Source organism: Fodinicola feengrottensis (assembly GCF_010993775.1).
In the GTDB taxonomy this organism is placed as follows: domain Bacteria; phylum Actinomycetota; class Actinomycetes; order Mycobacteriales; family HKI-0501; genus Fodinicola; species Fodinicola feengrottensis.
Map to the genome: position 1 here is coordinate 62,547 of NZ_WOTO01000036.1, position 23,572 is coordinate 86,118.

A 23,572-nucleotide genomic window follows, 5' to 3' on the forward strand; every position below is an offset into this window, starting at 1 on the left:
GATCGAAGGGATGTGACCAAGTGGCATCCGAGCAGAACGCGCTGCCGCCGGACGAGGACCCGGACTCGGGTCTGCTGTCGCCGCAGGAAAGCCTGGATGACGACGAGCTGGGCGGCGATGTCGACGACGGTTATTCGCCACCGGAGCGCCCTTCTGAGCTGACTGCCTGGGGGACCACCGCGAGGGAGGCCCGCGGGCACGAGGACGTTGGACGCCGGCTGGCCCGCGAGGTGCCGGACGTGAGCGACACAGATGACAGTGACGGACTGGGTGACAGCGCCGACACCGACGGTGAGCTCATCGACGACCAGGTCGGGGACGTACGCGCCGGCCGGCTGGCCTCGCCCGATGACGTCAGCGACGACGAGCCGGACTACTGGGCCCGCGATGTTGGCATCGACGGCGGCGGCGCCTCGGCGGAGGAAGCCGCCATGCACGTCATCCCGGAAAGCTACGAAGACCGCCGCTGATGGGAAGCATTACTGACGGAGGACAGCACGTGGCGCACAACCCGGAAAGCGTCTTCACGTACGGCGCGCCGCGGCTGAAGTTCGGAAGTGGGGCGGCCGACGAGATCGGCTACGACCTCAGCCTGACCGGCGCGAAGCGGGTGCTCATCGTCACCGACGCCGGTGTGGCCGCGTCCGGCAGTCCGCAGCGGGTCGCCGAGCGGATGAAGGAATTCGGCATCGAGGCGGTCATTTACCACCAGGTGCATATCGAGCCGACCGACGCCAGTCTGGAAGAGGCCGTTGCGTACGGGCGAGATTTGGGGCCCTGGGACGCGTTTGTCGCGGTCGGGGGCGGATCCAGCATCGACACCGCCAAGGCGATCAACCTGCTGACCACCAATCCCGGGACACTGCTGGACTACGTCAATGTTCCGGTGGGGCAGGGAAAGGCGCCGACCCAGCCGCTCATGCCGCTGGTCGCGGTGCCGACCACTACTACTGGCACGGGCAGTGAAAGCACCACTGTCTGCGTGCTGGACGTCCTTGATCTGAAGGTAAAAGCCGGCATCAGCCACGCATTGTTGCGGCCCACGCTGGCGGTCGTTGACCCGAGCCTGATGGTGAGTCAACCGGCCGGGGTGACCGCCTGCGCTGGCATGGACATTCTTTGCCACGCGCTGGAAAGCTACACGGCCCGGCCGTACACGACGTACGAGCGCAAGGCCGCCGACCAGCGGGTTCCTTACTGTGGTTCAAATCCGATCGCGGACATGTGGGCGGAGAAGGCACTTTCGTTGATGGCGACTTCCTTTCGGCGCGCGGTACGCGACGGTGGCGATGTCCAAGCGCGCGAGTCGATGGCACTGGCCGCGACTTTTGCCGGCATGGGCTTCGGAAACGCCGGTGTCCACATCCCGCACGCCAACGCGTACCCGATCGCCGGGCGTGTCAAGGACTTCCGTCCGAAGGACTACCCGAACGACGAGCCGATGAATCCCGCACGGCATGTCCGCGGCTTTGACCGCGCCGGAAGCCTTTCGCTTCACGTTCGATGCGGCCCCTGATCGTCATCTACGAGCCGCCACCTTACTGGCGCCCGATGCCGAACCGCCAGCGGACCCGGCTGCGTTCCTGCCCACTGTGTTGGCGGACCTGATGCATGACATCGGTATGCCCAATGGCATCGCCGAGGTCGGCTATCACGCCGGTGACATTGACGATCTGGTCGGCGGAGCGCTAAAAACAACAGCGCCTGCTCGCCATCGCACCGAAAGCCGTCACCGCCGAAGACCTCGCGGCGATCTTCAGCAGCTCCATGAACCTCTGGTAATCGGCTCAGTCTCGTACGGCTGCGGTGCCAATGACCCGGGTTAGCAGCGTGACGAGAGTCGTCCGTTCGTCGGGAGACAGCGCCGCCAGGAGCTGAGCCTGGGCGTCCGTCAGCAGCTTCCGCAGTGTCGCGAGGTGCTTTCTTCCGGCCGCTGTGATCGACACTATGTTGCGCCGGCGGTCGGCGGGGTCGGGCGTACGGGTGACGAAGCGTCGCTCGGCCAGGTCGTTGATCGTTTCGGTGACCTCGCTGCGATCGATGCGGGTGCAGCGACCCAGATCCGCCTGGCTCGACGGTCCGTTCTCGTCCAGGGTCGAGAGGAGGGTGTAGTGATACCGCCGAGAGCCGGTGTCCTTCAGTGCCAGATCAGTGATCCGGTTGGCGGAGATGGCCGCCAGGTTGAGCAGCCTGCTCGGCAGGGCGAGTCGCGTGGTGGGGGCGGCATCTTCGGCGAACTCCATGGCATCAAAGCTAACAGATAGTTGGCACCTCCAACAATCTCGGGTAGTGTTGGACACTCCAACGTTGGATGGTCCATCTAATCTCGTCCTGGAGGATTCACATGACCGAGCATCCCCTTCCTAGTTTTGGCCTGGCGCTCGGCGAGGCCGCCCGCAAAATCGGCAAGCTGCACCGTCGTGCCCTCGCCGAGGCCGGTTCCGACTTCCCGAGCTGGATGCTGTTGGTGCTGTTGAAAGAGAAGGTGACAGCGCTTGCTGTCGACGAGGTGGTCGCTGAGCTGGACCGACGCATGGATCTGGCCCGCCCAGCCGTGATCAACTTGCTGGAGCGTACCGCCGAATTGGGTTTTGTTGCCTATCATCCCGAAAATCCCACACCGATGGTGGCTCTCACTGAAGCTGGGGCAGCGCATTTCGAGAGTATGTACGCGTACGCCCGGAAAGCCACCGACGCGGCCATCGGCGGTATTGATCCGGAGATGGTGGAAACGGCGATACGCGTCCTTCTTGAAGTCGACAAGCGGGCAGCGTCACTGATGAGTGCCCCATTCTAGGAGATTCCTAGCTCAACAAATGGTGGTCAGAGGACGACGACTACTTTGCCGCTGGCATGTCCTTTGTGGACATAGCGAATCGCGTCCGGCGTTTCGGCTAGCGCGTACGTACGATCAATGACCGGGGTGATCTTGCGGTCCTCGATCAGCTCGCGCAGGATCATCAGGTCTTCCCTGTTCTCTTGCGGAAACACTCCACGCAGGTGTTGGCTGAGAAACATCGACAGGACGACCGCCCGGAGCAGGCGATCCATCCCGCCGAGCCAGCGCCGGCCCTCGCCGCCGACGATGACCAGAGTCCCGCGTGGTGCGAGGGAACGGCGGAGCCGGGACAGCGGCCGGTTGCCGGCGATGTCGAGGATGAGGTCGAAATGGCCGGTCCGATCGGTGAAGTCCTCGCGGGTGTAGTCGATGGTCTCGTCGGCGCCGAGCGAGCGGACCAGGTCGACTTTCGTCGTACTGCAGACGCCTGTGACGTGCGCTCCGAACGTTTTGGCAAGCTGTACGGCGAAAGTCCCGACGCCACCGGCGGCTCCGACGACCAGCACCCGTTGGCCGGCTCGCACCTGGCCGGCATCTCGGAGAGCTCGCAGCGCGGTGATGCCGGAGACCGGGACGGCGGCGGCCTGGTCGAAGCGAAGGCTCGCCGGCATCGGCGCGCATTTATCCGCTCGTACGCTCGCATACTCGGCGAATGAGCCTTCGCAGATCCCGAAGACCTCGGCACCGACGCGCAGATCGGTGACGTTTTCACCGACTGCCTCGACGGATCCGGCGACGTCTCGGCCGCGTACCCGCACTTTCGGCGCCCGCAAACCAAAGCCGATCACCCGCAACAGATACGGCTGGCCCGCCATCAGGTGCCACACGCCCGGGTCGACACCGGCGGCTCGTACCCGTACGAGCACCTCATCGGCACCTATAGGGGGCTTGTCGATGTCCCTGAACTCCAACACATCGGGGGAGCCGTACGTGTCCTGAACCATGGCTTTCACGATGTTTCTCCTGAGTTCTGCGGATAGTGGAAAACGTCGTCCAGCGGGACGTGGAAAACGTGCGCGATCTGGAAGGCCATCTCAAGGGACGGCGAATAGCGGCCCTGCTCGATCGCGATGACAGTTTGCCGCGTCACGCCGATGCGGTCGGCGAGCTCGGCCTGGGTCATCTGGCCGTGCGCCAAGCGCAGCGAGCGAATGATGTTCGTGACTCGGGTCGGCTTCACCATCTTCAGAAACCTCTGCGGTAGGCGAAAATCCGAGCCACTGAGCCAAGGATGGACGACAGCGCGAAGGCCAGGTAAACGGCGTTCGCGATCCAGAAATAGCTCACCTGGGTGATGCAGCAGCAGCAGCGCCGCGCCGCGACCGCGCCGATCACCACGAACGACTGACCGACGTGTTCGCCAAACCTGCCGATTTCCCGGTCACGTCGGTCCTTTTTGTTGGCATCTTGAGGAAAGATGACCGCCGTTGCGATGGTGAAGGCAACTGTCACGACAATGGCGCCGCCGATGGTCCATAGCATGGGTGCCACATAGGGCACCGCGGTGAGTGGGACCGTTCTGGTTTGCCCGAGAATCAGCACAAGATAGGTCGCGTATCCACAGATCGTGACCACGAGCATGATCCAGGCCCGTTTCTCCTCGTACGCCACGACGACCACTCCCGATGTTAAGAAACTTTGACAACACCCAAGGTAAGGCGACAGTGACGAGATGTCAAAGATTCTTAACATCGTCGGCAGATTCCGACTGGGCGGCGATACGGCCTTGACCGTCGCCATCCGCTGCCGTACGGTCCCGTCGGCCCACCGCCTTTCCGGGGAGAATCTGGTGAAACCTCTCAGCGTCGTACTGGCGGCAGTGCTGGTCATCGCCGGCCTGGGGTGGGCGCCGCCGGCGGCGACCGCGTCCACCGGGGCCAGTGCGGCGGGCTATGTGTCCCAACTGCCGGACCCGATCTTTTACCCGCGGCTCATTCGGCTGCTGCCCACAACGGCGCCGCGAACGGCACTTTGGTCGCATCCGCGACGCGAGGGTGGGGCGCGAGCGGCGACGGCGTCGGTCGCATCTTCAGCAGTACCGATGACGGCCGGACGTGGACGCGGACCGCCACCATCGCCGACCCAGCCTCGGCTGGCGGCGCGTTGTGCTGCACGACTTTGTACGAGTTGCCGGCCGCGGTGGGCGCGTACCCGGCGGGGACCCTGCTGTGGGCGACCTCGACCGGTTCGAGCCGCGGCACCGCGGAGCTGCGGCTGTGGACCAGCACGAATCAGGGCGGAACGTGGTCGTTCGCCGGCTCGATCGTCAGCGCGCCGAGCACGGCGGCCAGCAACCGCGCTTTCTGGGAGCCGGAGTTCGCCGTCACCAAGAATGCCGAACTCGCGGTCTATTACTCCGACGACCTCACCGCGCAGGCCCAGCACGACCAGAAACTCGCTGAGGCGCGGACCAGTGATCTCCATGACTGGTCCGAAAAACGCGATGTGGTGGCGAGCGCGACCCGGGCCAACCGGCCGGGCATGGCCGTCGTACGTAAGATCGGCGACGGCTCGTACGTGATGACCTACGAGTTCTGTGGCAGCTGGCAGGGAAACTGCGAGGTCCGCATGCGTACGTCGGCGGACGGCTGGGACTGGGGCGATCCCGCCACTGTTGGTTCGGTGCTCGGTGCCGACGGCGAGTACGCCGGGCACGCGCCGACGGTCGAGTGGCTGAATTCCGGAATTCCGGGCGGAACCTTGGTGGTGGTCGGCCAGTTCATGTACAACTCCAACGGTACGGTCGCCGCGGACAGCGGCCAGGTCATGTTGGTCAACGAATATGGCAGCTGGCGGCGAGCGCCCGCGCCCGTACGAGTGTCGAATGCCGCGGATGCCTGCGACAACTACAGTTCCCCGCTGCTGGCCTCGGCAGACGGGCAGCGCGTCGAGCAGCTCGCGGAAGCTGGTTGCACCGCGTATTTCGGCGTCGCGAACACCACCGTGGCCACGTCCGTACGAGCATCCCTTTCTGGCGACGGAAAAGCCGACATCGCCGGTATCGACACGGCCGGTGCCATTCGGGCGTGGATTAACGTCAAGGGATTCGACACCATGCCTTGGGGCGCCAGTCTGGCCGTCGCGTCGATGAGTACGGATCCGCGACGAACCAGGTTCGCGGACCTGGACGGCGACGGCAAAAAGGACATCATCTCGATCGAACCTGACCCGACCAACCCGAATGCGAGCCGGGTTTACGCGTGGCACAACGGACGTGGGTTTGCCTCGCCGCCCTGGGACGGCGCGAAAACCCTGATCGCCGAGATGGACGCCGACCCGGCGCGAACACAGTTCGCGGACCTCGACGGCGATGGCAAGGCCGACATCATCGCGATTGGCGCGGACGGCAACGTTACCGGGTGGCGCAACATCCGCGGGTTCGCCGAAAACCCGTGGGGCGGCAGCCAAACCCACTTGGCCGCACTCGACCCCGATCCGACCCGGATCAAGTTCGCCGATCTCGATGGCGACGGCAAGGCGGACCTGATTTCGGTGGGCCCGGACGGAAAGGTGCTCGCCTGGCACAATGTCCTGGGTTTCGCGCCGAATCCGTGGGCCGGCGGCCCGACCCAGATCGCCGCGATGGATCCGAACCCGGACCGGACCCAGTTTCGCCGATCTCGACGGCGACGGCAAAGCCGACATCGTCGGGATCGGCGCGGACGGGACCGTCACCGGATGGCGCAATGTCCTGGGTTTCGCGCCGAATCCGTGGGGCGCCAGCAGGCAGATCGCCCAGATGGACCTGGACCCGACCCGGACCTATCTTATTTAGTACCTCGTCAAGCAACGTTGGGTAGGTAATCGGGTCGGCGGATTTTGGAACCGCTCACAGGCTTCGTGAGCCACTCTCGACACGATCAGCCTTGACCCAGTTTCCCGCGTCTGAGTCACAATCCCCAGGTCCCGAGCCACCTGCGCGACCGTCTTGTCCGTCTCACGCACAATCCACACCGCTCCCGCACGGAACGCCGAATCGTACTTCCGCCGCATTTCCGGCATCCCTGGTGCCTGATCCTGAGGTTCCGGCGAAGGCGCGGTCGCGACAGTATTCCGTGTCTTGCAAGGTAAAGACTCTGGCTGAGTACGAGGAGTTGGATGAAGCGGACAGGGTGCCCTGCTGCGACGGGAAGGCTCGTATACGTCGCTGATCTTGGCGTGGCGGACTTAGCGGGACCAAGGAGCGCTGGCGGGGGGGCTGGTCGATCCCGCGGGGCGGCCTGCGGCCGACCCGCGGGATCGGGAGAACGTCCAGCTGCACAAGGAAAAAGAGCGCCTGGTCGGCGAGCTGGGCAAGGCTCGGCAGGTGATCGATATCCAGGGAAAACTCTCCGCACTGATGGAGCAACTCGCACATAGCAGGGTTGTGGGCCGCCGGGCGTGATAGTGCCCGGCGGCCGGGTGGATGTTCTATGTGGCGAGCTGGTTAATCCCGCGGATGGGTCTTCGTTCGCGGTCAACGTACGCGGGCGGTAGGAATTCAACGATTCCGTTGACGATGCGTACGTCCCAGCCGCCGTGGTGCACTAATCGATGGCAGCGGTCGCACAGGAGTACGCAATTGTCAAGGCAGGTATGCCCACCATCGGCCCAGTGCTGCACGTGGTGCCCTCTGTCCAGCGGGGTGGTCGGCCGCATCTGGCGCAGCCTTTGTCTCGCGCTATCAAGGCTTTGCGTAGGGCTGGTGTGATGAGTCGTTCGTTGCGTCCGACATCCAGGGGCACGCTGTCGCTGCCCAGCACCATCGGGATAATGTCCGCGTCACACGCGAGCCGGCGGACGCCTTCGGGGGAAATCGGTGCGCCGCTGTGTGGGTAGGCGACTCCGAGGCGGTCTCGGAGCGTGTCCCAGCTGATGGTGATGGTGAGATGCGGCCGCTCGGCGCCCTGGATGGGGAGTTTCCCGGAGTCCGCGATCAGATTCAGGGCTTCCGCGAGCGCGTCCCCGTTGCGCTCGGACACTGACCGCTGATCAGGGGTGCCATTCTCAGCCGGGCGGGGTTTAGTCAGGGGGCTCAGAATTTCACTGAACAAAGTGCCGGTTTCCCCGTCGAACGAGCCACTGAAGTTCAGGCGCCCGTCTGTCCCGGTGTGCAGGGACAGTTCGCGGCGTGGTGTCTCGTTTTCGTGTTCGGACGGCGCCGGTCCGTCAGGGTCCAGGTGATCATGGATCCGTCGGCCAACTTTGGCTAGGCCGGGTGCGGTGTACCGTTTCGCGTGCTCCACCAGCGACGCTTCGGCTTCCTCACGATCCTGGATGGTCACCCTGGCCGGGAGCCTGGTCACGACCCCAACAATCGTGTCGATCTGGGAGTCGGCGAGTTCCCCGCGGCGCATCGCCTCACTCGCTATGCTGAGTGTGGGTGCGAGTGTTTCCCCGGTCAGGGCTTGGCTGGGGCACAGGTTCAGGGCTCGTTTGTAGCGTCGGGATGCCTCTGTGGGGGACAGTCGCAGGAGGTCTTGCAGCATGCCCAGGGTGTTGCGGTGTCCGAGCGTCTTGCCGACGTTTCCTCGGTGGATCGCCGCGACAATGTCCAGCACTTCGACCTGCAGTAGCCGGACCGCTTTTTCTTTTGCCTGCAGCAGCTCACCGAGCTCGTCCGGGTCACACCTCCAGAGAGTTCTGGAGTGGTGGTCGTCGTCGCCGGCGGCCATGACATTAATTCTACCGCCGGCACCGACAATATGGCCGCGTATGGGTAATCAGGAATTGCATACTTTCACAATAACCTCAACGAAACATAGAGAGCGCGCGCGTTCAATTGAGGTTCTGGGGGAACCTCAGTTGGCGACGTTGGCCGGCTACGCCGCCTTGGCCGAGGACACTTGCGCCCTCATCCCACCCCCAAGTACTCAGGTCATCCCAACCATCAATTGGCACCGGATAAATCGACATAGTGCAGATATCGTTCCTTGACGTGCTCGACGTGTTCACCTTGCCAACGACCTCCAGGTCTGCTGCTACTTTAATGGTGCGGGCAGCCTTGTGTCCGCTCTGGCGCCGGACGAACGGATGAATGGATGACTTCGGCTGTTCCCCCGTATGTCATGAGCGTCGGCTGCGTCTTCCTGGCTGGCCTGAACGCTTACCAGGCCATTACGGGTCGGCGGCTGAGCAAGGCGCCGAGTGGGCGCGATCAGCAGACGATGAGGCGTCAGTCATCAATCGCGGCGGTCGTACTCGGCCTCGTTGCTGTCGTTGGTTTCGCCGTTGCGGCCGTGATGGGAAGCTGACCACGACCTGTTTCGTGAGTGTTGGGAGTCCTCTCGCGAGCCTGCTTCTGCCTTCGTCCTCTTGATCGACTTCGTGCAGGCCGACAGCCAGATCAGCACATCGACCCGAGCAGATGTCCCGCAGTGACAGAGTCGGCGTTAGCTCACAGTGCTCAAGGCGGTCTGTACGAGCGTGCCAGCGCGGCTTTCTGGACGATGAAGCTGGCTTCGTACACCGTTTCCTGGGCTGCCTCGTCGGGGTCGGGGTCCAGCGCGTAGTAGGCGAGGATGTGGGCTCGCGCCACTGGCGCCGTTCGTGATCCGGTTCGGTGGTGTCGGTGCCCTGCTGCTGGGCCTGTTGGATGCCCTCTTCGTGCATCAGGCGCTCACTCTCAGCTGGTCGCCGTTGGCCTCAGCCACTGCCGTAGCGGCGAGCCCCCGTACTGACCGGCGTGTAGTGCGGTCACCGTTTCTTGTGCACCGGCAATCGGGACTACGCCCAACACGTGAGTGGTGACGGCGGCGACCACCCGCCGTTGCGCGACCGGTCAGCGCCACCGAGATCGGGCGATGTCACGCGTCAGGCGGCGTAAATTACAACAAATCTACCTACACTAGTACCGAATCGGGAGCTCTTCGAGACCGCGGATGATGCTGGTGATTCCGTTGTCACGCCACCGCAACTTCTCGGGCGAGACGGCAAGGGCCAGGTCCGGGAAGCGGCGTACGAGCGTACCGATCGCGATCTGACCTTCGAGCCGGGCGAGCGGGGCACCGAGGCAGAAGTGCAGGCCGTGGCCGAAAGCGAGGTGGGATGGGGTGGCCCGGGTGATGTCGAGTTGGTCGCCTTGCGGCGCGTGCGCAGGGTCGTGGTCGGCGGCGGCCAGTACGACCGACACCATGCTGTTGGCCGGGATCGTCACGCCGGCGATTTCCACGTCCTGGACCGTGTAGCGCGGCGTGGCCCGCTCGACAGGACCGTCGAAGCGGAGCAGTTCCTCGATTGCCGGCACCACCAGCTCGGGTCGCTCGCGAAGCAGTTTCAGCTGGTCAGGGTGGCACAACAGGGCGAGCATGCCGTTCCCGATCAGGTTGACGGTGGTCTCGTGGCCGGCCACCAGCAGCAGCTGGATCATGCCGACCAGCTCGTCCTCGGACAGCCCGTCCCGTTCGTCCGCGGCCACCACCAGAGCGCTGACCAGATCGGGCAGCTCGTCCGGCGGCAGCGTCGGGTCCACTCGTACGCGAGCATTCGCCACCAGACCCGTCATGTAGTCGCGCATCCACCGACGGGCCTCGCGTTGTGCGGCTAATCCCTCGGGCGTCAACTCCGGCGAAATGCTCGCCCTGGTGTTCCGGTGAAAGTCGTGCCGATCGGCGAAGGGCACGCCCAGCAGCTCGCAGATAACCGTTACTGGCAACGGAAAAGCCAGCGCGGCGAGCAGATCCGCCTCGGTCCCGCCGGCCATTTCATCCAGCAGTGCGTCGGTGATTTGTTGGACTCGCGGCCGGAGCGCCTCCATCCGTCGCCGGGTGAAGGCGCTGGTGACCAGCCGGCGCAGCCGGGTGTGGTCCGGCGGGTCGGTGGACAGCAGGTTGACGCCGAGTGGGTTCTCGCTTTCGGTGACCAGGCCCAGGTCGCGCACCCACTGCGGCGCGTGCCGCGGATGCTTGGAAAGCCGCGGGTCGCTCAGCGCCGCGCGGGCGTCCTCGTACCGGCTGACCAGCCAGATCTCGGCGCCCATCGGCCCCTCGATCCGGTGCACCGGCGCTTGTTCACGCAATCGCTTGTACGCCTCGTACGGATCGGCCCGGTCAATGGCGACGGTCATCTCGACCTCCAGAATAGATACGGCTCCGTTGCTTATCGAGCCTATTGTCGTTCCCATAAGAAACGCAAGGGTTTCTTATTGGTGAGTAGAGTGCAGTGGGTGACATCGAGCCAGACAACTCGTACCCGCCGTCGCGGGCAGGCGTTGGAGGACGCGATCTTCCAGGCCGTCCTCGACGAACTCTCGACGGTCGGTTACGGCCGGATGACCATGGAAGGCGTAGCGGTCCGCGCTGGTACGGCCAAGTCCTCGCTTTATCGGCGCTGGGCCACCCTCGAGGACCTGGTCATCACGGCGGTGAACGAGTGGCTGCCGAACCCGCCGCCGCTGGCCGAGACCGGAGACCTGCGCGCCGACCTGGTCACCGCGATGACCAGGATGGCCGACACGCTGGCCGGCCCGATCGGGCGCGCGATCGGCAGCATCCTCGGTGACCTGCGCAAATCGCCCAGCCTGCAGGCTGCCGCCCGGGAGAAGGTGATCGAGCCACGGCAACGCGGTCTGCGGGCCATCTTCGAGAGCGCGGCGGCCCGCGGCGAGATCCGGGCCGGCGCGATCACCCCGATCGTGCTCAACGTCGGGCCGGCGATGGTGATGAGCCGTGGTCTGGTGCAGGGACTTCCGTTGTCCCGACGCGATATCGAGGACATCGTCGACCAGTTGATCCTGCCCGCCGTACGGTAACTACCGGGCAGCGGTCAGCTCCAGGTGCACGCCGGTCTTGAATTCCCGCCGGCGAGGTGGCCAGGATGTGCCCATGGCCGACGACACCTGGTTCACCCCGCTGACCCCGCTCGCCTTTCTGGACCGCTCGGCGCGGGTTTTCCCCGACAGGACGGCCATCGCGTACGGCGACCGACGGATCAGCTACGCCGATTTCGCGGCCGAGGCGACCCGGCTCGCGCACGCCCTGCGGGCCAGCGGCGTCAAGCCCGGCGACCGGGTGGCGTATCTGCTGCCCAACATCCCCGAGATGCTGGTCGCGCACTTCGGCGTACCGCTGGCCGAAGCCGTGCTGGTCGCGGTCAACACCCGGCTGGCCGGCCCCGAGGTCCGCCATATTTGCCAGCAATTCCGGCGCGAAACTGCTGTGGTGGTGGACGCGGGCCTGCATCCGACAATCGCGCCGGTGGCGGCCGAGTTGGGGATCGCGATCGTGACGGTCACCGACCCGGCGTCCGGGGCGGCCGCGGACCCGGCGGTCGGTGGCATGTCGTACGAGGAACTGCTGGCGCGCGGTGCGGACACGCCGTTGCCGTGGGCGGTGCGGGACGAGCGGGACACGATCTCGATCAACTACACGTCCGGGACCACCGGCCAGCCCAAGGGCGTGATGTATCACCACCGCGGCGCCTATTTGAACTCCCTGGCCGAAATCGTGCATTCGCAGCACACGCCGGAGTCGCGTTATCTTTGGACACTCCCGATGTTCCACTGCAACGGCTGGTGTACGACGTGGGCGGTCACCGCGATCGGTGGTACGCACGTGTGCCTGCGTTCCATAGACGCCAACGAAATCTGGCGGTTGCTCGACGAGGAAGGCATCACCCACCTCAATGGCGCCCCGACGGTCGGGTCACCATCGCCAACGCCCAGCCGGCCCACCAGCTCGACCGCGAAATCATCGTCACCACCGCTGGCGCGCCACCGAGCCCGACCGTCATCGGCCAACTGACGGAGTTGGGCGCCCGGCTGGTGCACGTGTACGGACTGACTGAGACCTACGGCCCGTACACCGTGTGCGAGGTGCAGGACGGCTGGCTGAAGCTGGATCCGCAGGCCCGCAACAAAATGCTGGCCCGGCAGGGCGTCGGGATGGTCGTCACTGACGGGGTACGGGTGGTCGCTCCGGATCTGACCGACGTGCCGCGCGACGGCGCGACCATGGGCGAGGTGGTGATGCGTGGCAACAACGTGATGTCCGGCTACTTCGCGGATCCGGCCGCCACCGAGCGGGCTTTTGCGGGCGGCTGGTTCCATTCCGGTGATCTCGGGGTGTGGCATCCGGACGGCTATATCGAGCTGCGCGACCGGGCCAAGGACATCATCATCGTGTCCGGCGGCGAGAACATCTCGACCATCGAGGTGGAGGCCACCATCGACTCGCATCCGGCCGTCCTGGAAGTGGCCGTTGTGGGCGTACCGCACGAAAAATGGGGGGAGAGCGGCCGAAAGCCTTCGTGGTGCTGCGTTCCGGTGCCACCGCGACAGCTGAGGAGATCGCCGCGCACGTACGCGCCCGGATCGCGCGTTTCAAGGTGCCGGACACCATCGACTTCGTCGCCGAACTGCCGAAAACTTCCACCGGAAAGATTCAGAAGTTCCAACTGCGCGAACGCGAGTGGAAGGACCGCGAATCCCGGATCCAAGGTTAAACGGACTAGACCAGACTTTCTGGTAAAACATCATAAGAATGGCGATTCGCTGTTGACGGATCGTGTCGGTCACTGGCTAACATTGTGACCCGCTCCCCGAGCCGCAGGGACTCACATGAGACCGTCCCCGATTTACCGGCCGATCGCCAGCCAGGAGGAGTTGCTTGGCGCTGTCGGATCTCGCGGTGCGTCGGGTGATGAACCAGCGCGGCACCAAGATCGGCCGGCGGGCCGGCTGGCTGATGATCTCGACGATTCTGATCGAGGCGTGGGATCTGTGGGCGATTTCTTTCCTGCTCATCTTCATCAAGGCCGAGTTCCACCCGAATCCGTTCATGGTCGGGCTCGCGGCCGGCGCGGTCAACGCCGGTGCCCTGCTGGGGTCGCTGTGCGGTGGCTGGGTGGCCGACCGGCTCGGCCGGCGCCGGGTATTCCTGGGCACCATGGTGCTTTTTGTGGTGCTGGCGCTCGCGCAGGGTTTCGTGACGAACATGTGGGACCTGGTTTTGTTGCGGTTCCTGCTCGGATTCCCGCTGGGCAGCGACATCGCCTGCGGGTACGCGTACATCATGGAGGCGATGCCCAGGGGCAAGCGGGAGGTGATGGGAAACCGCTGGCAGGCCATGTTCGCCATTGGTGAGGTTTTCGCGATCGCCGCCGTCACGGTGATGTTCCTCGCCGGCATCCAACCGCACCTGTTGTTGTGGCGCCTCGGCCTCGCGCTTGGTTCGATTCCGGCGTTGGCCTTGCTGCTGGTCCGGCTGAAGCTGCCGGACACCGCGATGTCGCTCATTCAACGCGGCCGTTTCCGGGAAGCCAAACGGGTCTCGATGCGGATGTTCGGTGACCCGCTGGAAATGCTGCCCAACCAGGACTTCCCGATCAACCGCCCCAGCACTCGGGACTTCCTGCGCAACATCTGGGCCGATCCGGTGCGCAAACGTGCCACTATCTTCGCCTGGATCTCCAATGGCGCGCAGGGCGCCGAATTCGCCGCTTTCGGGTTCTACTTGCCGGTGATTTTGGTGCTGACCGGGGTGACCGGGATCGCCGCGACCAATTTCGTGACCGGAGCGATCTATCTCATCGCGGTGGTCAGTGGTTTCGTCGGACCGGCGATCACGCCGTGGATCGGGCACCGCGGCATCGCCCAGTGGGGGTTCGGCACCGCCTTCGTCTCCCTGCTCGCCGCCGCCGCCGCATTTCTCGCGCTGGACTGGAAAATCCTGGTCCCGGTAGCCGCAGCCACCCTGATGTGGGGCCATTACTGGGATGCTTCCAACGGCATGACGATCACCGCGATGATCGCCCCCAGCCGCTACAAGGCCACCGCCGCTGGATTCGGCTATATCTTCTGCAAACTCGCCCAGTTCGTCACGCTGATTCTGTTCCCGGTGATGTTCGCCGCCATCGGCATCCCACTGGCCACGGTTGTCGTCTCGCTCATCTCCCTCGGCGGTTTCCTGGCCGCCCGTTACATTCTCCCCGAGGTCTACGGCTACGTAGAACAAGAGGACACCCACCGCACTTTGGCCGCCGTACGCGCCTAAAGCCGCAAAGCCGCGGTCAGCTCGCGAGGGTGATCTGGTGGCCTTGCTTGTCGACTTTTGCCTGCAGATAGCGGATGTTGGTGCTGTTGGCGAAAACGCCCGTACGCAGCCGATGGCGGATCTGGATGTGGTGGGCGATCAACTGCTCAGCCTTGTCGGGATTATTGGACAGCAGGTCGATCGTGCCCACGCCCAGCGCGGTCAGCATTTGCGCGGCCGCCGTGTAGTCACGACCGTCTTCGGGCAGCCCCAGAGCGGTGTTGGCGGCGAAGGTGTCCAGGCCGGTGTCCTGCAATGCGTACGCGTCGAGCTTGCTGTAGAGGCCGATCCCGCGACCTTCCTGGCGCAGGTAGAGCAAGTAGCCGCCAACGCCGGCGATCCGCTCGGTCGCCTCCCGGAGCTGCGGCCCGCAGTCACAGCGGGCCGAGCCGAACACGTCACCGGTCAGGCACTCGGAGTGCAGTCGTACGAGCGGGACCTCCGCGCCGGCTGGGTCGCCCAGCACCAGCGCCAGGTGTTCGAGGCCGTCGACCAGACCGGTGAAGGTCACCGCCTCGGCGTCCACCGCGTAGCCGTCGTCGAACCGGAGCGGGATCCGCAGGCGGGTACGGACCGTGGTCGGCGCAACGTTGGAGCCCATGACACGCCCTTCACCGACGACAGGTAGGTCAAGAATCCCGCTGGCCCGGGCTTTATTCCGGCCGCGCCGGCCGGTGGTGATCACGGCCACACGTCACAGCTGGGTATATCCGTAAACAGCCTGCGTGACGGCGGTGATCTTGCTGGCCGCGGTGGGCCAGTCGACGCTCGTCGGATAGAGGCTCAGCACGATCAGGATGCGGCTGTCGTGGTCGACGAGGCCAGTCGTGTGCAGCAGGTGACTGGTCAGATCGACGCCGTCGGCGGGGATCTTCGCGGCGACGCCGGCCGGTGCCTCCTCGCCGGAGCTGGCTGGGCTGTCCGCGGAACTCGTCGGGCACTGCGGTGTGCGTACGACGTCAGGGAAACCAGACCAACCTTGTTTGATCCGGAACGGCGCCGGCGCCACGCTCGGGATGCCGAAATACTGGTCGCTGCCGTCCTTCGCGCACTGGGTGGACTGCCCGAGATTGGCCAGGATGAACTGACCGAACGCATCCTGTTGTTGGTCAGCCAGCAGATACTGGTACGTGCGCAGGATGTCCGACGCGCTGATCGCGGTGTATCCCCAGTAATTCCGATCGGCCGGCGGCTCGGTGTGCTGCAGACCAAGTTTTTTTCCACCATTCTGGTGATGACTTCGGTGTAGCCGTCCCCGCGATAGAAGTACTTCGCGGCGGCGTCATCGCTGGAGCGCAACATCGACTGCAGTTTGGGAAGATCATCGGCCGGAATATTGTCCACTGAGCCCTTGATGGTCAGGTAGTCCAGTGCGATGAGGATTTTCACCACGGACGCGGACCTGAACTGCTTGTCCGGGTCACGGCTGGCCAGGATGTGGTTTGTCGGACGATCAAACAGCAGGTAGCTGGTGGTCATGTCCGAGGGGATCGGCACTGGGGGAGCCTCCGTCCGGGCGCTGGCCGCGGCCGGGCCGAAGCCGGCCGCGATGATGGCGACCGATGCCGCCGTGGCACACAGCAATCTCTTCACGAATACTCCGATCAAGGACAAAGCGGGCAGCAAAATCCTGCCATGCCCTGATCTGTACGGTCATACCGGTGGGTCTGCCGCCCAGATGCCGCGGACGTGACCCAGGTGCTGGCGCATCAGCCGCTCGGCGCCGTCCGCGTCCCGGGCCTGGATGAGGTCGAGCAGCTCGGCGTGCTCGTGCGAGGAATCGAAAAGCGCGCTGCCCTCGGTCAGTGCTTTCAAGCCGTACAAGCGAGAGCTGGTACGCAACGACCGGACGATCTCGACGAGCCGCGGATTTCCGGCCTGGGCCAGCAAAGTCAGGTGGAAGTCCAGGTCGATCGTGACGTGTGCGATGAAATCACGGCGGCTGGCCGCTGCCTCGATGCCGGCGGCCAGCGGACGCAGCCGTTCGATCACCGCCGGGTCCACCCCCGCCTGCGCGATCCGCCGGATCACCGGGATCTCGATCAGGGCGCGCAACTCGGTGAGGTCGTCGAGCTCGGCGGCGGACAGTTCGGTGACCCGGAAACCCTTGTTCCGGGCGATTTCCACCAGACCCTCTTTGGCCAGGTCCAGCATCGCCTCCCGGACCGGGGTAGCCGAGACGCCGAACTGCTCGGCGAGGCTCGGCGCGGAGTAGACGACTCCGGGCGCCAGCTCACCGGAGATCACCGCGCCCCGCAGGGTTTCGGTGATCTCCTCGCGCAGGCTCCGGCGACCGCTCAGTGGCGCGAGGCGTACGGCCGCATCATCGATCACAGTTCGAACCCCTCGGGAAACGGATCGTCCGGATCACGCAGATATTGTGCCGTACCAGTGATCCAGGCCCGGCCGGTGACGGTCGGGACCACCGCGGACCGGCCGCCGACGGTGGTTCGCTCCACCAACCGGCCAGTGAATTCGGTGCCGATGAACGACTCGTTACGAAAGTCGGTGTGCAGCGGCAGCAGTCCGCGGCTGTGCAGCTGGGCCATCCGGGCGCTGGTGCCGGTCCCACAGGGCGAGCGGTCGAACCAGCCGGGATGGATCACCATCGCATCGCATGCCGGGAATGTCTGGCGGTCGATCCCGGTGCGGCCAGGTAAACATGATGGCAGCCAGCGATCTCCGGGTTCTCCGGATGCTCCGGTCGCTCGCTCTGGTTGACAGCCGCCATAATGGCCAGCCCCGCGTCCAGCATCCGCTGTTTGTTCGTACGCTCAAAGGCGATCCCGAGGCTCTCCAGCTCCACGATGGCGTAGAAGTTGCCGCCGAAAGCGACGTCGTACGAGATTTCCCCAAAATCCGCCGTCTTGACCGTACGATCCAGGCCCAAGGTGAAAGACGGCACGTTTCGCAGGGTGACCGCGCGAGCGGCGCGTTGCTCGACTTTCACGTCCACCACGACCAAACCTGCCGGAGTGTCCAACCGGATGGTGGTGACCGGCTCTTGGACCTCGACCATGCCGGCCTCCACCAGCACGGTAGCGACTCCGATCGTGCCGTGCCCGCACATCGGCAGGCAGCCGGACACCTCGATGAAAAGCACTCCCCAGTCGGCGTCCGGACGCGTCGGCGGCTGCAGGATCGCGCCGCTCATCGCGGCGTGGCCGCGCGGCTCGTTCATCAGGAACTTCCGGATGTGGTCGAGGTTTTCGAGGAAATACCGGCGGCGGTCGAACATCGTGTCGCCCGGGATGACCGGCACCCCGCCGGTGATGACGCGGGTCGGCATTCCCTCGGTGTGCGAGTCGACGGCATGGAGGACCCGGTCGCTGCGCATAGTCAGGAAAGCCCTTCTGCGAGCGCCTTTTCGGTGGCCTGGCGAACGGTTTGCTCATGCTCGGCGCTCAGCGGCACGCGCGGCTGTCGGGACGGCCCGCCATAGCGGCCGGCGAGGTCCATGCTCAGCTTGATCGCCTGGACGAACTCGGTTTTGGAGTCCCAGCGCAACAACGGATGCAGCGCCCGGTAGAGCGGCAGCGCGGTGCCGAGATCGCCGCCGGTAGCGGCTTTCCACAGCTCGACGCAGGCGTGTGGGAAAGCGTTGGATAGCCGGAAATCCAGCCCACCGCGCCGGCGATCGCCAGTTCCAGCGCGAGATCGTCACTGCCGCACAGCACTTCGAGGTCGGGCGCCAACTCGTGCACCTGGTAGATCCGCCTTACGTCTCCGGAAAACTCCTTCACGCCGACGATCAGCCCCTCGCCGTGGATCTCCGCGAGCAGCTCCGGAACCAGGTCGACCTTGGTGTCGAAGGGATTGTTGTACGCCACGATCGGCACGCCCACCTTGGCGACTTCTCGATAGTGGGCGACCACGGCCCGTCGATCGGCGCGATAAGTGTTGGGAGGCAACAACATCACTGCCGGCGCGCCGGCCTCCGCCGCCTGCTCGGCCCATCGGCGAGCCTCATCGGCGCCGTACGCGGCAACGCCTGGCATCACCGAGAAACCCGGCGGCGCGGCCGCGACCGCGGTGGTGACAACCTGCGCCCGCTCCTGCGCTGAAAGCGTTTGGTATTCGCCAAGCGAACCGTTCGGGGTGACGCCGTCGTCGCAGCCGTTCGCGGCCAGCCAACCGACATGCTCGGCATAGCCGTCGAAGTCGACTTTCCCTTCGCGCAACGGAAGCGCCGTCGCGACCAGCACGCCGTGCCATGCCTTTTCCGGTTCGTTCATCAGTTCTCCAGTCTCGACAGCACTCCCAGCGGCACCGGCTGGCCGATGGGTCGTTCGGCCAGCCCGCGCAAATCCTGTTCGGTCACCGCTCGGCCAAGCTCGCCGGCCACCAGAGCGGCGGTGGGGTAGCCGCAGACGCGGCCCTGGCACAGCCCCATCCCGGGCCGCGCGTACGACTTGACCGCCCGCGGGTCGGTGGCGCCGAGCTCGGTGACCGCATGGCGGATCGTGCCGACAGTGATTTCCTCGCAGCGGCAGGCAATTGTGTCCGTACGTACCCAGCTCTGCCAACCCGGCAACACTGGATAAGTCTGGTGCATCGCCTCCGCGAAAATCCGCAAGGCCGCTCGCCGCCTCAACAACCGGCTGGGCGGACGTGCATTCGCCGCGAAGAGGCCGGCAATTTCACCTTCCACGAGCGAGAGTTGAGCGCCACCGACTCCGCAGGCCTCGCCCGCAACGTAAACTCCGGTAACCGTGCTGCGCTGCTGGTCATCGACCTTGACCACACAGGCTGCCGTCGGCGTCGACGACCATTTCGCAGCCCAGCTGTCGCGGAATTTCGGTCTGTGGCGTGAAACCGTAGCCGACCGCGACCGTGTCGCAGTCGATCCGGCGCTTGCTGACTATTGTCCAGTTCGAGTCCAAACGCGCGACGGTGACTCCGGTGACGCTTTCCGTGCCATGCGCCTGGACCACAGTCGTACGCGTGCTGAACGGAATTCGATATCGTCTCAGCCTCCGCAAATAGCCAGCACCTTCGAAGATCTTGCTGACATTGCGAGAAAGGGCCAACGGATGTCGTAAGAAAGCGGTGGGTCGGCCGGCCTCGAAAACCCCGACCACCTGGCCGCCAGCCTCGGCCAGGCCAGCGGCCACTGGCAGCAGAAAAGGGCCGGTGCCCGCGACCGCGATCCGGTTACCAGCCACCACGCCCTGGCCTTTCAACAAAGCCTGCACTCCGCCGGCGGTGAAAACGCCCGGCAATGTCCAGCCCGGGAAGGGCAGCTGCCGGTCGTACGCGCCGGTGGCCACGACAACCGTACGACAGTCGATTTCCCGATCCGGGAGAGCATGGATGGTGAAGCCGCTGTCGGTACGCTCGATGTGCCAGATCGCGTGTGACGGCAGGAAAGTGACGGCCTCCAAGGCCGCGCGCAGGGGTGCGGGGAGGCGGTCCTCGCCGGCGCGATGCCGCCAATACTGCCCGCCCGGCCGCGGCGCCGCGTCAATCAGCACGACCCGGCTGCCCTGTGCCGCTGCGGCGGCCGCCGCCGAGAGGCCAGCCGGACCGGCGCCCAGCACGGCGATGTCGTACGAGCCGTCAGCAGGCGAGATCGCCATGTCCGGCCCCTTCCTGTGTTTCCACGACATCCCCCGGCCGCACCTCGGTGAGACAGGCGCGCTGGTTGGGTCCGCCGCTAATTGTTGCCAGACAGTCAAAACACACGCCGATGCCACAGAAAATGCCGCGTGCCTTGCCATCTTTTCGGGTGAGTCGCCAGGACCGGTGCCCGGCAGCGATGAGCGCAGCGCCGACGGTCTGCCCGGGCTCGGCTTCGATGTGTTTTCCGTCGAAGGAAAAGGTGATCATCTGGCGGCTTCTTCGAATCGATGCGGGCGCAGCGGGGTTAGGTCGACAGCAGGCCTCTGGTCAGTCAACAACTGGGCGATCACATGCCCGGTCGCGGCCGCCAGCCCGATGCCGGCACCCTCGTGGCCGCAGGCGTGCACCAGGCCGGGCACCCGTGGATCCGGCCCGATCACCGGCAGGTGGTCTGGGCAGTACGGCCGAAAGCCCAAGTAGCTTCGCAGCAGTGAAACCTTTTCCAGGAAAGGGAAAACCCCGATCGCCTGGGTGGCCAGTCTACGCAGCACAGGCAGCGAGAACGTGCGATCGAAACCTACCCGCTCACGGCTCGCTCCAATAAGGACGGTCCCACTTTTGGTTCCCTCGACCACCACGGATGTTTCCAGCCCGGCGTCATCGCTGGCGACGTTCGCGAGGTATTCGGCGGTGTAGACCTTGTGTCGTACCACCCGAGGCAACGGCTCGGTGACCAGAACGAATCCGCGCCGAGGCAACACCGGCACCGGCGCGCCGGCCAGCTCGGCCACCTGGCCGGCCCACGTACCAGCCGCGTTTATCACCCACCGGGCATAAAACTCGTCCGCCGGGTCGGTCTTCACCCCGATCACAGCGCCCTGCCGGTCGCGCAGGAATGCCACCACGGTGGTGCCGGTGCGTACGACCGCACCTGCCTGGCGAGCGCGGCGCAACAGGTGAACAGTCGCGAGCATGGGGTGGACCTGCGCGTCCTGCCGATAGAGCGCACCGCCCACCACATCGCGGGAAATATTGGGCTCCAACTGGAAAAGCTCGTCCTGGTCAAGGTCGACCGCGTCGACCCCAACGGCCCGCTGCCCAGCCGTGAGCGCCCGCAGCCCGGTCGCGGTCGCCGCCGATCCAGCCACCACCACGCCACCTTTTGACTCGTATTCCAGGCATCGCGCGTCAAGGTCCGCGCTTATGTCCTGCCAGAGCCGCGAAGAGAGCAGTGCGAGATCCAGCTCCGGTCCGGGTTCCTTGTCCGAGACCAGAATATTGCCCTCGCCGGCGCTGGTCGTGCCACCCGCGATCGCGCCACGATCGACGACGGTGACGGTCAGCCCAGCGGCCGTGCACGCGTACGCACAAGCCGCCCCCACCACCCCAGCCCCAATCACCAGCACATCAGTTCCCGCCACACCAGTAGCATGTCATATTGCACTCTCCCTGACCAGTAACCCCCGGCTCGCTCAGTGGAGGAGGTCGCCCGTCCCACGCCACGCGCACTCGCGCACGGCCGTACTCACTCAGCCAAGTGAACCCAGCCACACTGGCCTTCAACCCAGCCCCCGCCCGCGCGGCGGCCGGAGGCCGCCCAGGTTCGTGGCGGTGGGGTGCCCGGTTTTGGGGCGCCCCGGCGATGCGAACCGGATGCGCCACCGCAGGTACTGCGGCCATCAACACTGCCCCCCGCCCGCGCGGCGGCCGGAGGCCGCCCAGGTTCGTGGCGGTGGGGTGCCCGGTTTTTGGGCGCCCTGGCGACGCGGACCGGATGCGCCGCCGCAGGAACTGCGGCCAACAACTCAGCCGCCCAGGGTTCGTGGCGGTGGGGGTGCCCGGGTTTTGGGTGCCCCGGCGATGCGAACCGGATGCGCGCCGCCGCAGGTACTGCGGCCAACAACACTGCGGCCATATACTTGTCCGATTTTTTCGCTACTAGCGGGCTGACTGGCGCTAACCGGCAACGGCTCGATGGGCAAGGCTGAACAGCATGACCATCGCAACGCAGGCCCAGACGCGCTATCGGGGGAAAGCGGACCGGCCGGCGGTGGCGCTGATGGCGGTTGGGCATGCGGTGGACGACCTCTATCAGGGGGCCGTGCCGGCGCTGATCCCGTTCTTCGTGGCCGCGCATCACTGGAGTTATGCGGCGGCGAGCGGGATCACGTTGGCCGCGACCCTGCTGTCGTCGGTGATTCAGCCGGTTTTCGGAGTGCTGGTTGACCGGTGGGCGCTGTCCTGGCTGGTGCCGGCCGGGATGAGCGTCGCCGGGCTGGGCGTCGGGCTGTCCGGGCTGAGCGCGAACTACTGGGTGACCTGGCTGGCGATCGCGCTTTCCGGGCTGGGCGTCGCCGCGTACCACCCGGGCGCCGCACGGTTGGCCCGGGCCGCGAGCCGCGGCGGCCACACCGGGATGAGCTGGTTCTCGCTCGGCGGCAACGTTGGTTTCGCGCTGGCTCCGGTGCTGGTGGCACCCTTGTTGGAGACGTACGGTGTGACCGCCACGCTGCCGTTGCTGGTGCCGGCGCTGGTTTTCGCGGCGGTCAGTACGGTGCTGATCCGCCGACTGGGGTCGGCCGGCACGACCAGCGGCCCTCGTGAGGTGCCCGCGACCGATGACTGGCCGAACTTCGGCAAGCTGACGTTCGTGCTGGTCGTACGCTCAATTCAGACCTTCGGTCTGGGCACTTTTCTGGCGCTCTACGTGCAACGTCGAGTGGGCGTCGGGGTAGCCGCGGGCGACGCGGCGCTGACGTTGTTCTACGGCGTCGGAGCGTGCGGCACGCTGCTTGGTGGTTGGCTCGCCGGCCGGTGGGGGCGGATGCGGACCGTTCGGATCGGTTACGCACTCAGCATTCCGGGTGCGGTCGGGATGGCGGTGGCCAGCGGGCCGCTGTTGTACGTCTTTATCGCCATCACCGCACTCGCGCTTTATGTCCCGTTCTCATTGCACGTGACGCTCGGCCAGGACTACCTGCCGAACCGGATCGGCACCGCGAGCGGCGTCACTCTCGGCCTCGCGGTCAGCGTCGGCGGCCTCGCCGTACCACTGCTCGGCAAGCTGGCCGACGCAACAAATCTGCAGGTCGCGGTGGCCGTGCTGGCTGTGCTCCCGATCCTCGCGTTCGCCGTCACCCTCCGGCTGTCCGAACCGCGCTGA

Annotated in this window: 29 protein-coding genes and 1 pseudogene; 11 read left to right on the top strand and 19 right to left on the bottom strand. The window is 65.5% G+C overall.

Going from position 1 to position 23,572, the window contains the following annotated elements; translation table 11 throughout:
* Nucleotides 1-20 precede the first annotated feature (20 nt).
* The 3 genes from GNX96_RS29650 to GNX96_RS61540 are packed head-to-tail and all read left to right on the top strand — an operon-like array spanning nt 21 to nt 1,826.
* Entirely contained in the window at nt 21-470 is a 450-nt protein-coding gene (locus GNX96_RS29650; RefSeq protein ID WP_279581814.1) for a DUF5709 domain-containing protein, read from the top strand.
* Between the two features lie 29 nt (nt 471-499).
* On the top strand, nt 500-1,516 hold the full coding sequence (locus tag GNX96_RS29655) for a hydroxyacid-oxoacid transhydrogenase (RefSeq protein WP_279581815.1): 1,017 nt from the start codon (nt 500-502) through the stop codon (nt 1,514-1,516).
* Nucleotides 1,458-1,826 carry an iron-containing alcohol dehydrogenase gene (locus tag GNX96_RS61540; RefSeq protein ID WP_313885814.1) on the top strand — a complete coding sequence of 123 codons (369 nt, stop codon included), beginning with the start codon at nt 1,458-1,460 and terminating at the stop codon, nt 1,824-1,826. Before GNX96_RS29655 ends, GNX96_RS61540 begins: the two co-directional genes overlap by 59 nt.
* Here GNX96_RS61540 and GNX96_RS29660 read toward each other — a convergent pair.
* Nucleotides 1,788-2,243: a MarR family winged helix-turn-helix transcriptional regulator gene (locus GNX96_RS29660; RefSeq protein WP_163571246.1), complete on the bottom strand. Its 456-nt coding sequence runs from the start codon at nt 2,241-2,243 to the stop codon at nt 1,788-1,790. The two genes, GNX96_RS61540 and GNX96_RS29660, sit on opposite strands and share 39 nt — an antisense overlap.
* A gap of 101 nt (nt 2,244-2,344) precedes the next feature.
* Here GNX96_RS29660 and GNX96_RS29665 point away from each other — a divergent pair, with 101 nt between their 5' ends.
* The gene (locus tag GNX96_RS29665) at nt 2,345-2,797 is read left to right on the top strand and encodes a MarR family winged helix-turn-helix transcriptional regulator (protein ID WP_163571248.1); all 453 of its coding nucleotides are present in this window, start codon (nt 2,345-2,347) and stop codon (nt 2,795-2,797) included.
* Between the two features lie 26 nt (nt 2,798-2,823).
* Here GNX96_RS29665 and GNX96_RS29670 read toward each other — a convergent pair whose 3' ends face one another.
* Genes GNX96_RS29670 through GNX96_RS56150 form a run of 3 tightly spaced genes read right to left on the bottom strand, consistent with a single transcriptional unit; the run spans nt 2,824 to nt 4,711 of the window.
* Complete coding sequence (locus GNX96_RS29670; RefSeq protein WP_279581834.1) at nt 2,824-3,783, bottom strand: NAD(P)-dependent alcohol dehydrogenase; 960 nt, start codon at nt 3,781-3,783, stop codon at nt 2,824-2,826.
* A gap of 5 nt (nt 3,784-3,788) precedes the next feature.
* Nucleotides 3,789-4,022 (bottom strand): helix-turn-helix transcriptional regulator, encoded by a 234-nt coding sequence (locus GNX96_RS29675; RefSeq protein WP_163571251.1) that lies wholly within the window; start codon nt 4,020-4,022, stop codon nt 3,789-3,791.
* 2 nt (nt 4,023-4,024) lie between these two features.
* On the bottom strand, nt 4,025-4,711 hold the full coding sequence (locus GNX96_RS56150; protein WP_279581816.1) for a hypothetical protein: 687 nt from the start codon (nt 4,709-4,711) through the stop codon (nt 4,025-4,027).
* A 99-nt stretch (nt 4,712-4,810) separates the two neighbouring features.
* Here GNX96_RS56150 and GNX96_RS29685 point away from each other — a divergent pair, with 99 nt between their 5' ends.
* Nucleotides 4,811-6,643 carry an FG-GAP-like repeat-containing protein gene (locus tag GNX96_RS29685; protein ID WP_163571252.1) on the top strand — a complete coding sequence of 611 codons (1,833 nt, stop codon included), beginning with the start codon at nt 4,811-4,813 and terminating at the stop codon, nt 6,641-6,643.
* 606 nt (nt 6,644-7,249) lie between these two features.
* Here GNX96_RS29685 and GNX96_RS65120 read toward each other — a convergent pair.
* Nucleotides 7,250-7,441 carry an HNH endonuclease gene (locus GNX96_RS65120; protein ID WP_163571253.1) on the bottom strand — a complete coding sequence of 64 codons (192 nt, stop codon included), beginning with the start codon at nt 7,439-7,441 and terminating at the stop codon, nt 7,250-7,252.
* Entirely contained in the window at nt 7,366-8,493 is a 1,128-nt protein-coding gene (locus GNX96_RS29695; RefSeq protein WP_163571254.1) for a DUF222 domain-containing protein, read from the bottom strand. Before GNX96_RS29695 ends, GNX96_RS65120 begins: the two co-directional genes overlap by 76 nt.
* A 366-nt stretch (nt 8,494-8,859) precedes the next feature.
* Here GNX96_RS29695 and GNX96_RS29700 point away from each other — a divergent pair, with 366 nt between their 5' ends.
* Entirely contained in the window at nt 8,860-9,072 is a 213-nt protein-coding gene (locus GNX96_RS29700; RefSeq protein ID WP_163571255.1) for a hypothetical protein, read from the top strand.
* Nucleotides 9,073-9,224: 152 nt separating this feature from the next.
* Here the strand turns inward: GNX96_RS29700 and GNX96_RS56155 are convergent, their stop codons facing one another.
* A complete protein-coding gene (locus GNX96_RS56155; RefSeq protein WP_279581817.1) occupies nt 9,225-9,356 on the bottom strand; it encodes a hypothetical protein in 132 nt (43 codons plus the stop codon).
* Between the two features lie 309 nt (nt 9,357-9,665).
* Complete coding sequence (locus GNX96_RS29705) at nt 9,666-10,883, bottom strand: cytochrome P450 family protein (RefSeq protein WP_279581818.1); 1,218 nt, start codon at nt 10,881-10,883, stop codon at nt 9,666-9,668.
* 81 nt (nt 10,884-10,964) lie between these two features.
* Here GNX96_RS29705 and GNX96_RS29710 point away from each other — a divergent pair, with 81 nt between their 5' ends.
* The 3 genes and pseudogenes from GNX96_RS29710 (at nt 10,965) to GNX96_RS29720 (ending at nt 14,808) form a co-directional block, all read left to right on the top strand.
* Entirely contained in the window at nt 10,965-11,567 is a 603-nt protein-coding gene (locus GNX96_RS29710; RefSeq protein ID WP_163571257.1) for a TetR/AcrR family transcriptional regulator, read from the top strand.
* Nucleotides 11,568-11,640: 73 nt separating this feature from the next.
* Nucleotides 11,641-13,258, top strand: a pseudogene (locus GNX96_RS29715) (AMP-binding protein).
* A 164-nt stretch (nt 13,259-13,422) separates the two neighbouring features.
* On the top strand, nt 13,423-14,808 hold the full coding sequence (locus tag GNX96_RS29720) for an MFS transporter (RefSeq protein WP_279581819.1): 1,386 nt from the start codon (nt 13,423-13,425) through the stop codon (nt 14,806-14,808).
* 16 nt (nt 14,809-14,824) lie between these two features.
* Here GNX96_RS29720 and GNX96_RS29725 read toward each other — a convergent pair whose 3' ends face one another.
* Both GNX96_RS29725 and GNX96_RS29730 read right to left on the bottom strand, forming a co-directional pair.
* On the bottom strand, nt 14,825-15,448 hold the full coding sequence (locus GNX96_RS29725; protein ID WP_163571258.1) for a GTP cyclohydrolase II: 624 nt from the start codon (nt 15,446-15,448) through the stop codon (nt 14,825-14,827).
* A 93-nt stretch (nt 15,449-15,541) separates the two neighbouring features.
* Nucleotides 15,542-15,856 carry a hypothetical protein gene (locus tag GNX96_RS29730; RefSeq protein WP_163571260.1) on the bottom strand — a complete coding sequence of 105 codons (315 nt, stop codon included), beginning with the start codon at nt 15,854-15,856 and terminating at the stop codon, nt 15,542-15,544.
* A gap of 468 nt (nt 15,857-16,324) precedes the next feature.
* Between GNX96_RS29730 and GNX96_RS56160 the strand changes: the two genes are divergently transcribed.
* Nucleotides 16,325-16,540: a hypothetical protein gene (locus GNX96_RS56160; protein WP_279581820.1), complete on the top strand. Its 216-nt coding sequence runs from the start codon at nt 16,325-16,327 to the stop codon at nt 16,538-16,540.
* Here the strand turns inward: GNX96_RS56160 and GNX96_RS29735 are convergent.
* Genes GNX96_RS29735 through GNX96_RS29760 form a run of 9 tightly spaced genes read right to left on the bottom strand, consistent with a single transcriptional unit; the run spans nt 16,501 to nt 21,815 of the window.
* Nucleotides 16,501-17,181, bottom strand: a complete 681-nt coding sequence (locus GNX96_RS29735) for a GntR family transcriptional regulator (protein WP_279581821.1) — start codon at nt 17,179-17,181, stop codon at nt 16,501-16,503. The genes GNX96_RS56160 and GNX96_RS29735 overlap by 40 nt on opposite strands.
* Nucleotides 17,178-17,456 (bottom strand): proline racemase family protein, encoded by a 279-nt coding sequence (locus GNX96_RS56165; RefSeq protein WP_279581822.1) that lies wholly within the window; start codon nt 17,454-17,456, stop codon nt 17,178-17,180. Before GNX96_RS56165 ends, GNX96_RS29735 begins: the two co-directional genes overlap by 4 nt.
* On the bottom strand, nt 17,450-18,184 hold the full coding sequence (locus tag GNX96_RS29740; RefSeq protein ID WP_279581823.1) for a proline racemase family protein: 735 nt from the start codon (nt 18,182-18,184) through the stop codon (nt 17,450-17,452). The genes GNX96_RS56165 and GNX96_RS29740 overlap by 7 nt, the downstream gene beginning before the upstream one ends.
* A 2-nt stretch (nt 18,185-18,186) precedes the next feature.
* On the bottom strand, nt 18,187-18,423 hold the full coding sequence (locus tag GNX96_RS61545; protein ID WP_313885816.1) for a dihydrodipicolinate synthase family protein: 237 nt from the start codon (nt 18,421-18,423) through the stop codon (nt 18,187-18,189).
* Nucleotides 18,309-19,082 carry a dihydrodipicolinate synthase family protein gene (locus tag GNX96_RS29745; RefSeq protein ID WP_313885815.1) on the bottom strand — a complete coding sequence of 258 codons (774 nt, stop codon included), beginning with the start codon at nt 19,080-19,082 and terminating at the stop codon, nt 18,309-18,311. Before GNX96_RS29745 ends, GNX96_RS61545 begins: the two co-directional genes overlap by 115 nt.
* Nucleotides 19,082-19,591, bottom strand: coding sequence for a (2Fe-2S)-binding protein (locus GNX96_RS56170; RefSeq protein WP_279581824.1), 510 nt, complete (start codon nt 19,589-19,591; stop codon nt 19,082-19,084). The genes GNX96_RS29745 and GNX96_RS56170 overlap by 1 nt, the downstream gene beginning before the upstream one ends.
* Complete coding sequence (locus GNX96_RS56175) at nt 19,575-20,426, bottom strand: NAD(P)/FAD-dependent oxidoreductase (RefSeq protein ID WP_279581825.1); 852 nt, start codon at nt 20,424-20,426, stop codon at nt 19,575-19,577. Before GNX96_RS56175 ends, GNX96_RS56170 begins: the two co-directional genes overlap by 17 nt.
* Nucleotides 20,407-20,676 carry a (2Fe-2S)-binding protein gene (locus tag GNX96_RS29755; protein WP_163571262.1) on the bottom strand — a complete coding sequence of 90 codons (270 nt, stop codon included), beginning with the start codon at nt 20,674-20,676 and terminating at the stop codon, nt 20,407-20,409. Before GNX96_RS29755 ends, GNX96_RS56175 begins: the two co-directional genes overlap by 20 nt.
* Nucleotides 20,673-21,815 carry an NAD(P)/FAD-dependent oxidoreductase gene (locus GNX96_RS29760; protein WP_279581826.1) on the bottom strand — a complete coding sequence of 381 codons (1,143 nt, stop codon included), beginning with the start codon at nt 21,813-21,815 and terminating at the stop codon, nt 20,673-20,675. The genes GNX96_RS29755 and GNX96_RS29760 overlap by 4 nt, the downstream gene beginning before the upstream one ends.
* Nucleotides 21,816-22,402: 587 nt before the next feature.
* Between GNX96_RS29760 and GNX96_RS29765 the strand changes: the two genes are divergently transcribed.
* Complete coding sequence (locus tag GNX96_RS29765) at nt 22,403-23,572, top strand: MFS transporter (RefSeq protein WP_163571266.1); 1,170 nt, start codon at nt 22,403-22,405, stop codon at nt 23,570-23,572.